A 6,497-nucleotide genomic window follows, 5' to 3' on the forward strand; every position below is an offset into this window, starting at 1 on the left:
CTAACTCGTTTAAACTACTTGTGTCTTTGTTTTTCTTTTTTTCATGTAAATATTCAATCCAATAAACAGAATGATTAGAATTGCTGGTAGAATAGACATTATTTTTAACGCATCATTGGCACTGGCATTATCGATTATATTTCCCATGATGGGCAAAATCAACGAAACAGAGAACATTCCGGCACCTCCCATTATGGATAATCCCAATGCTCCACTTTCTGGAATGTACTCCGCAACAAAGGAAAGCATAGTTGGCCAAAAGAACGTTATTCCCACAGCAAAAACTGCTGCAGCAAAAAATGTCATTGGTCCACTGGTTATAGTCAGGAGCCATAGGCCCAAAAAAGCAAAAATTGCAGAAAACAATAACATTCCTTCCGGTTTTAGTTTATGTACTACTTTGCCAGCAGAAGCTCTTCCCAATGCCATGATACCATTTATGAACGCTAATACTAAAAGTGGTACTGCTACGGTTGATTTGAGCAAGGATTCTATGCGCTGATTGGTACCAAGTTCCGTAGCTGCTGTCAACAGCATACATATCACCATAAAAATAAAAAGTGGTTTAGCTACACTGGAAAACATTTTTTGATTGCTTACGCCTAACTTAACACGTTCTGTAACCGGAAAATCCTGTCCAAAAAACATAAACCCATATATAAGCATAGGAATAAACAAGGCTGCTACCATAATCTGCCAATCCAATCCCATAACATCCATTATCAACCAACCTACAACGGAGCCTATTACAATGCCTCCGGGGAACCAGATATGGAAACGATTCAACATTTTTGTTTTGTTTTCGCTGTACATCGATGCAATCATTGGGTTCAGAGCGGCTTCGACCATGCCATTACCTATCCCCACAAAAAGTGTGGCCAAAAAGAGAGAAGTCTGATCTTTGGCCAATAATGTCCATGTAATTCCTATAGCATGAGTAATAAAGGCTAGCCAAGTGATTTTTTTAATGCCTAAAGTATCTACCAGAAATCCTCCGAATATCATAGCAATGGTAAAGCCAAAAAAAGCTGGTGTAAAAGCCCAACCTATTTGTTCCAATGTTAATCCAATACCTTCCGGTCCAAAAACGGTTTCCAATCTTGCTCTTATCGCGAATGTCATGGCCGTTACCAAAAGTGCGATACAGGACGCGACAAATAATCGATTTTTGTTTACATTTTCCATTGTTATTATCAGTTTTGGTTTTTTATCAAGATTTATATTCCACCTCTTCCTTTTTAAAGAAAAAGGCAAACAAGAGCATCACAACAAGAGCAAAAACCGAAGGAATAATCCAGATGTTTTGCCAGTTGTGTATCTTTTCAGAAATGAGATATATGTCCGTAATCTTTCCTGAAATCCAAAATCCTATTAGCATCCCTACACCATAAGTAGCCAAAGTAATAAGACCTTGAGCGGCGCTTTTGTATTTTTCCCCTGCTTTTGAATCGGTATATATTTGTCCTGACACAAAGAAAAAATCGTAACAAATTCCATGCAAGGCTATCCCAATTAACAACATAAAGGCCAATTCTCCAGCATTGCCATAGGCGAACAATACATAACGAACGGTCCAAGCGAGCATTCCTATCAGTATGGTCTTCTTAAAGCCAAATTTTTTAAAGAAAAAGGGCAAAAATAGCATAAAAACCACTTCTGATGCCTGCCCAATGGTCATTTTCCCTGTAGGATTGTTTACTCCAATCTCCGAAAGAAACGGATTTGTATTTTGATAGTAAAATGCCAAAGGAATGCATATCAATATAGAGGCTAAAAAGAAAATGAGAAAATTTCTGTCTTTAAGTAGCTTAAGTGCATCCAACCCCAATAATGTGGAAATATTTACTTTTTCGTCTTTTGCGATTCTGGGAGGTGTTTTGGGAAGGGTAAAACTGAACAACCCTAGAAGAGCAGAAGCAATTGCCACCATTAAAAAGGTGTTTTTCAATAAACCCTCAGAACGTGACTGTGGTGAATCCCATAAAAAAACATAACTTATGATTAATCCTGCAACTATCCACCCCATGGTCCCAAATACCCTTACAAAAGAAAACTCCTTCGCAGGGTCCTTCATCTGATTGAAAGATATAGAGTTGACAAGGGCAAGTGTAGGCATATATAAAATCATGTACACAAAGACATATGGGTAAAAAGCATTGAAGTCGTTTGTTGCATACATTTGATACATTAATAATGCACCTAAAAGATGTAAAACCCCAAGAATTCGTTCAGCATTAAAATACTTGTCGGCAATCAACCCTACAATAAATGGTGCTATTATGGCTCCCCAAGATTGAGTCGAAAAAGCCTGGGCTATTTCCGCTCCATTGGCATTTAAATTTTCCCCTAAAAAAGTCCCAAGTGTAACGAACCATCCTCCCCAAATGAAGAATTCTAAAAACATCATAAAAGAAAGCTGAAACTTAATTCTAAAGCTCATATAAACAAGGGTTATCTTTTGTAAAATATGTAGTCCAAAGATTCTGGCTCTATTCCTTTTACTCTAAAATCTGCCAAAATCTGCCCCCTGTGGTGAGTAGAATGGTTTACAATATGAAATAGGATATCCTTTAACTCATTGGCAAAAGTTCTACCCTCACTACTTTCATAATCTATACGTTTGCTAAAATCTTCTGTATTGGTGATGATCTCAAAGGAAGACCGCTGGTTTTCGTAGTGTATATCTTCCCAGTTTTCTATTGAGTGTATATGTGAAAGTGGGAAATCTGTCGGCTTTCCCACAATTCTTTTGTTCCATGTATGGTGCGCATTTAAAATATGATTAAAAAGTTCAGCGCTCTTTTCAGGAACTTCTTTCATAGCTGCGCATCGTTCAATAAGTTTTTTGTTGCAATAAAAATTATAGTCAAAGAGCTGGTGTAAGAATGCCTTCATAAACCTAGTGTTTTATGTAGATAGATTTAGTGATTTGGCAACTAATTCTTTTGTAGCTATAATTCCTTCTTCTTCACTTAACTCGTCTCCCTCATATTCCACTCCAACATAACCGGTATACCCAGAATCCTTAACAATTTTCATCATACGGTTGTAGTCTGTATGGATTTCGTTTCCCTGTTCATCAAAGTCATGCGATTTTGCACTTACGGCTTTTGCAAAGGGCATCAATTCTTCTATTCCCTTATATCTATCGTACTCTTCTATACAAGCGGTTTCAAAATAGGAACCATCTTCTCTCTTTACACAAAAATTCCCAAAATCGGGAAGCGTTCCACAATTGGGAAGGTTGACCTTTTTCATCACTTCGACGAGCATTTCCGCATTAGAGGAAAATCCACCATGGTTCTCAACGATAACATTGATGTTTTTGCCCTTTGCATAGTTCGCCAATTGCGTTAATCCATCTACTGAGGCAGGTGTCCATTCCTCTGCTATTTTGCTTCCCATCAAATTGACACGAACAGAATGACATCCAAGAGCTGCCGCGGCATCTACCCACTTAAAATGGCTTTCAACAGCTGCTCTTCGTTCTTTCTCATCCGCAGCGGACAAATCTCCTTCGTGATCGATCATTATTATGAGATTCTCCAATCCATGCTTTTCACTGGCTACCTTGGACTTCGTTACAAAACCATCCATTGCTTCTTTTGAAAAATTAGCAGCTTTCAATTCCTCCTCATAAAGTTGACTCACATATTCCAAGCCCGAGAATCCCCAACTTTTCGCTTTTTCTGCGAACTGGTACGGATTCATTCCCTCATCTTTGATCATTCTATGTATGGACCATTGCGCAAGAGAGAGTTTGAACAGTTGTTCCATTTCTTCAGGGGCTTCTTCCACTGTTGGACTAGCTATTTCTTTTTTTTTGTTTTGTTTACATCCGTAATTTCCTAACACCAAAACAGCAATTCCTGCTTGGGCACTATTTTGGATAAAATACCTTCTTTTCATAAAATTTACTGTAAAACGTCAAAAAGAATCAAAAAACTACAACGTTATAGTAGGGAATTCTCAATAAACGCAGGGATTAAATGTAGAAAATTAATTTAATAATTAATACATTTAGGAAATAAACAATACTGTTAAATGAGTAAATTTTATTACAACGATGAGCAGGAATCATACGATGCTATAGTAGTTGGAACAGGCATTAGTGGCGGCTGGGCAGCAAAAGAACTTTGTGAAAATGGGTTAAAGACCTTGGTTTTGGAACGTGGCCGAATGGTGAATCATATAACGGACTACCCAACCGCTAACAAGGATCCTTGGGATTTTCCCAATAATGGCGAATTACCTCGTGAAAAACTTGAAAGACAAGAAAAACAGAACAGAACGGGATATACCGTAAAAGCACCCCATCATTTCTGGTTTGTAGATGATTTGGACCATCCTTATAACGAGGTAAAACGATTTGATTGGATGCGGGGCTACCATGTTGGTGGAAGGTCCTTACTTTGGGGGCGACATAGTTACCGTTGGAGTGAAATTGATTTTGAGGCGAACAAAAAAGAAGGTATCGCAGTAGATTGGCCCGTGCGCTATAAAGATATTGCACCATGGTACGATAGAGTCGAAAGTTACATTGGTGTTTCTGGAGAATTATTAGGTCTACCCCAATTACCTGACGGGCAGTTTGAACCCATGATGGAACTTAATTGTGTGGAGCAACATGTTAGGGAAAAAGTTGCTACTAATTTTGAGGGACGTGTAATCACGGCTGGTAGGGTCGCCCATATCAACAGTAATAAAAAGTTTGAAGGATTGAACCGTAGCTCCTGTAAGTTTAGGAACAGGTGTATTAGGGGCTGTCCTTTTGGTGCTTACTTTAGTAGTAATTCCTCAACATTGCCGGCAGCAGAGAGAACTGGCAACATGACGTTGCGACCAGACTCCATTGTCCATGAAATCATCTATGATCCAAATACCAAAAAAGCAACTGGAGTAAAAGTAATAGATAGAGTTACCAAAGAGACCTATGAGTTTAAGGCCAAAGTGATTTTCCTTTGCGCATCTGCTGTTGCTTCAACCTCAATTTTGATGCAATCCAAATCGGACAGATTTCCAGATGGTATGGGGAACGATTCGGGAGAACTGGGGCATAATATTATGGACCATCATTTTAAAGCCGGAGCTAGAGGTAAAATGGATGGTTTTGACGACAAATACTATAAAGGAAGAAAGCCAAACGGAATCTATATTCCACGTTTCCGCAATTTGGGCGGCGCCAGTAACATGAAAGATTTTACAAGAGGTTATGGTTATCAAGGTGGTGCTGGAAGAGGTGATTATGAAGAAGCTGCCGCAGAGCTATCGCACGGGAAAGCGTTTAAAGACGCTATTCTTAAACCAGGGGGTTGGAACATAAATATGTTGGCATTTGGTGAAATTTTACCCTATCACGAGAACAAAATGACCTTGGATTATGACAAATTAGACCAATGGGGTCTGCCTACGGTTACTTTTGATGCCGAAATAAAGGAAAACGAGCTCAATATGCGCAAAGACATGCAGGAACAAGCAGCAGCCATGTTGGAAAAATCGGGGGTTCGCGATATTGAAACCTATGATGAAACCTATGCTTTAGGGCTTGGCATACACGAAATGGGTACGGCCAGAATGGGCAAGAACCCAAGAACCTCCGTGGTGAATGCCAATAACCAACTACACGCGGTTGAAAACGTTTATGTTACCGATGGTGCTTTTATGACTTCCGCAAGTTGTGTAAACCCATCATTAACCTATATGGCCTTCACGGCCAGAGCTGCCAATCATGCAGCCCAAGAACTTAAAAAAGGAAATATCTAATGGAAAGAAGAGTTGCATTAAAAAACATGGGGCTTGCCTTTGGGTATACCATTGCCGCCCCCACACTTTTAGGAATTGTACAAAGCTGTAGTACCAAAAAGGTGCTGGATTGGACCCCAGACTTTTTTACAAAAGATGAAGGTACTGTTCTGCATACGCTTGTGGACATGATATTGCCCAAAACCGATACTCCTTCTGCTACAGAAGTGAATGTGCATGTCTTTCTAGACAAATTTGTAAACGAAGTACTGCCTAAAGAGCATCAAGACTTTCTAAAAAACGGTATGGATAAATTTATGAACACCGTTATGACAGCAGCACAAAAAGAAACACTTGCCGGGCTAGATGAGGAAGACTTAGAACCTACTCTTGCCAAGTACTTGAAGAAAAGAACGGACGCCATTGAAGAAGCACATGAAAAAGCCATAGAGGATTATTTCATTGCGGTCAAAGAAAATGGTAGTGCAATTTTAGATGATGAGATTGCCCACTTTAGCTTTGCTACTTCTTTGCGGGATATGGCTGTTTGGTCATATAAAACTTCGGAATATGTGGGGGAAGAGGTATTAGCTTATTTGCCCATACCAGGAGAGTATATTGCTTGTGAAGATGAACAGACCTTGACACAAGGTAAGGCGTGGTCGCTTTAGAGGTGTTAGGTGTTAGGTGTTAGGTGTTAGGTGTTAGGTGTTAGGTGTTAGGTGTTAGGTGTTAGGTGTTAGGTGTTAGGTGTT

At 39.4% G+C, this 6,497-nt stretch carries 6 protein-coding genes; 2 read left to right on the forward strand and 4 right to left on the reverse strand.

All coding sequences use genetic code 11. From position 1 onward, the window contains the following. Positions 1–9: 9 nt before the first annotated feature. From KIM67_RS16870 to KIM67_RS16885, 4 genes are read right to left on the reverse strand one after another with little or no spacing between them, the layout of a single operon-like run. The gene (locus KIM67_RS16870; protein ID WP_213832727.1) at positions 10–1,185 is read right to left on the reverse strand and encodes a sugar MFS transporter; all 1,176 of its coding nucleotides are present in this window, start codon (positions 1,183–1,185) and stop codon (positions 10–12) included. Positions 1,186–1,210: 25 nt separating this feature from the next. After that, complete coding sequence (locus tag KIM67_RS16875; RefSeq protein ID WP_213832728.1) at positions 1,211–2,440, reverse strand: MFS transporter; 1,230 nt, start codon at positions 2,438–2,440, stop codon at positions 1,211–1,213. An 11-nt stretch (positions 2,441–2,451) separates the two neighbouring features. Then, positions 2,452–2,895 (reverse strand): DinB family protein, encoded by a 444-nt coding sequence (locus tag KIM67_RS16880; protein ID WP_213832729.1) that lies wholly within the window; start codon positions 2,893–2,895, stop codon positions 2,452–2,454. Positions 2,896–2,907: 12 nt separating this feature from the next. Next, positions 2,908–3,909 (reverse strand): sugar phosphate isomerase/epimerase, encoded by a 1,002-nt coding sequence (locus KIM67_RS16885; RefSeq protein ID WP_213832730.1) that lies wholly within the window; start codon positions 3,907–3,909, stop codon positions 2,908–2,910. 135 nt (positions 3,910–4,044) lie between these two features. Between KIM67_RS16885 and KIM67_RS16890 the strand changes: the two genes are divergently transcribed. Together KIM67_RS16890 and KIM67_RS16895 are read left to right on the forward strand one after the other, a co-directional pair. Then, positions 4,045–5,763, forward strand: a complete 1,719-nt coding sequence (locus tag KIM67_RS16890) for a GMC oxidoreductase (protein WP_213832731.1) — start codon at positions 4,045–4,047, stop codon at positions 5,761–5,763. Next, positions 5,763–6,413, forward strand: coding sequence for a gluconate 2-dehydrogenase subunit 3 family protein (locus KIM67_RS16895; protein WP_213832732.1), 651 nt, complete (start codon positions 5,763–5,765; stop codon positions 6,411–6,413). The genes KIM67_RS16890 and KIM67_RS16895 overlap by 1 nt, the downstream gene beginning before the upstream one ends. Positions 6,414–6,497: the final 84 nt, after the last annotated feature.

This window comes from Flagellimonas sp. 389 (genome assembly GCF_018449435.1).
GTDB lineage: Bacteria > Bacteroidota > Bacteroidia > Flavobacteriales > Flavobacteriaceae > Flagellimonas.

Bases quoted from the DNA above. Each gene is read 5' to 3' on its own strand.
- KIM67_RS16875 (WP_213832728.1), bottom strand. From the start codon at position 2,440: ATGAGCTTTAGAATTAAGTTTCAGCTTTCTTTTATGATGTTTTTAGAA.
- KIM67_RS16895 (WP_213832732.1), top strand. From the start codon at position 5,763: ATGGAAAGAAGAGTTGCATTAAAAAACATGGGGCTTGCCTTTGGGTAT.
- KIM67_RS16870 (WP_213832727.1), bottom strand. From the start codon at position 1,185: ATGGAAAATGTAAACAAAAATCGATTATTTGTCGCGTCCTGTATCGCA.
- KIM67_RS16885 (WP_213832730.1), bottom strand. From the start codon at position 3,909: ATGAAAAGAAGGTATTTTATCCAAAATAGTGCCCAAGCAGGAATTGCT.
- KIM67_RS16890 (WP_213832731.1), top strand. From the start codon at position 4,045: ATGAGTAAATTTTATTACAACGATGAGCAGGAATCATACGATGCTATA.
- KIM67_RS16880 (WP_213832729.1), bottom strand. From the start codon at position 2,895: ATGAAGGCATTCTTACACCAGCTCTTTGACTATAATTTTTATTGCAAC.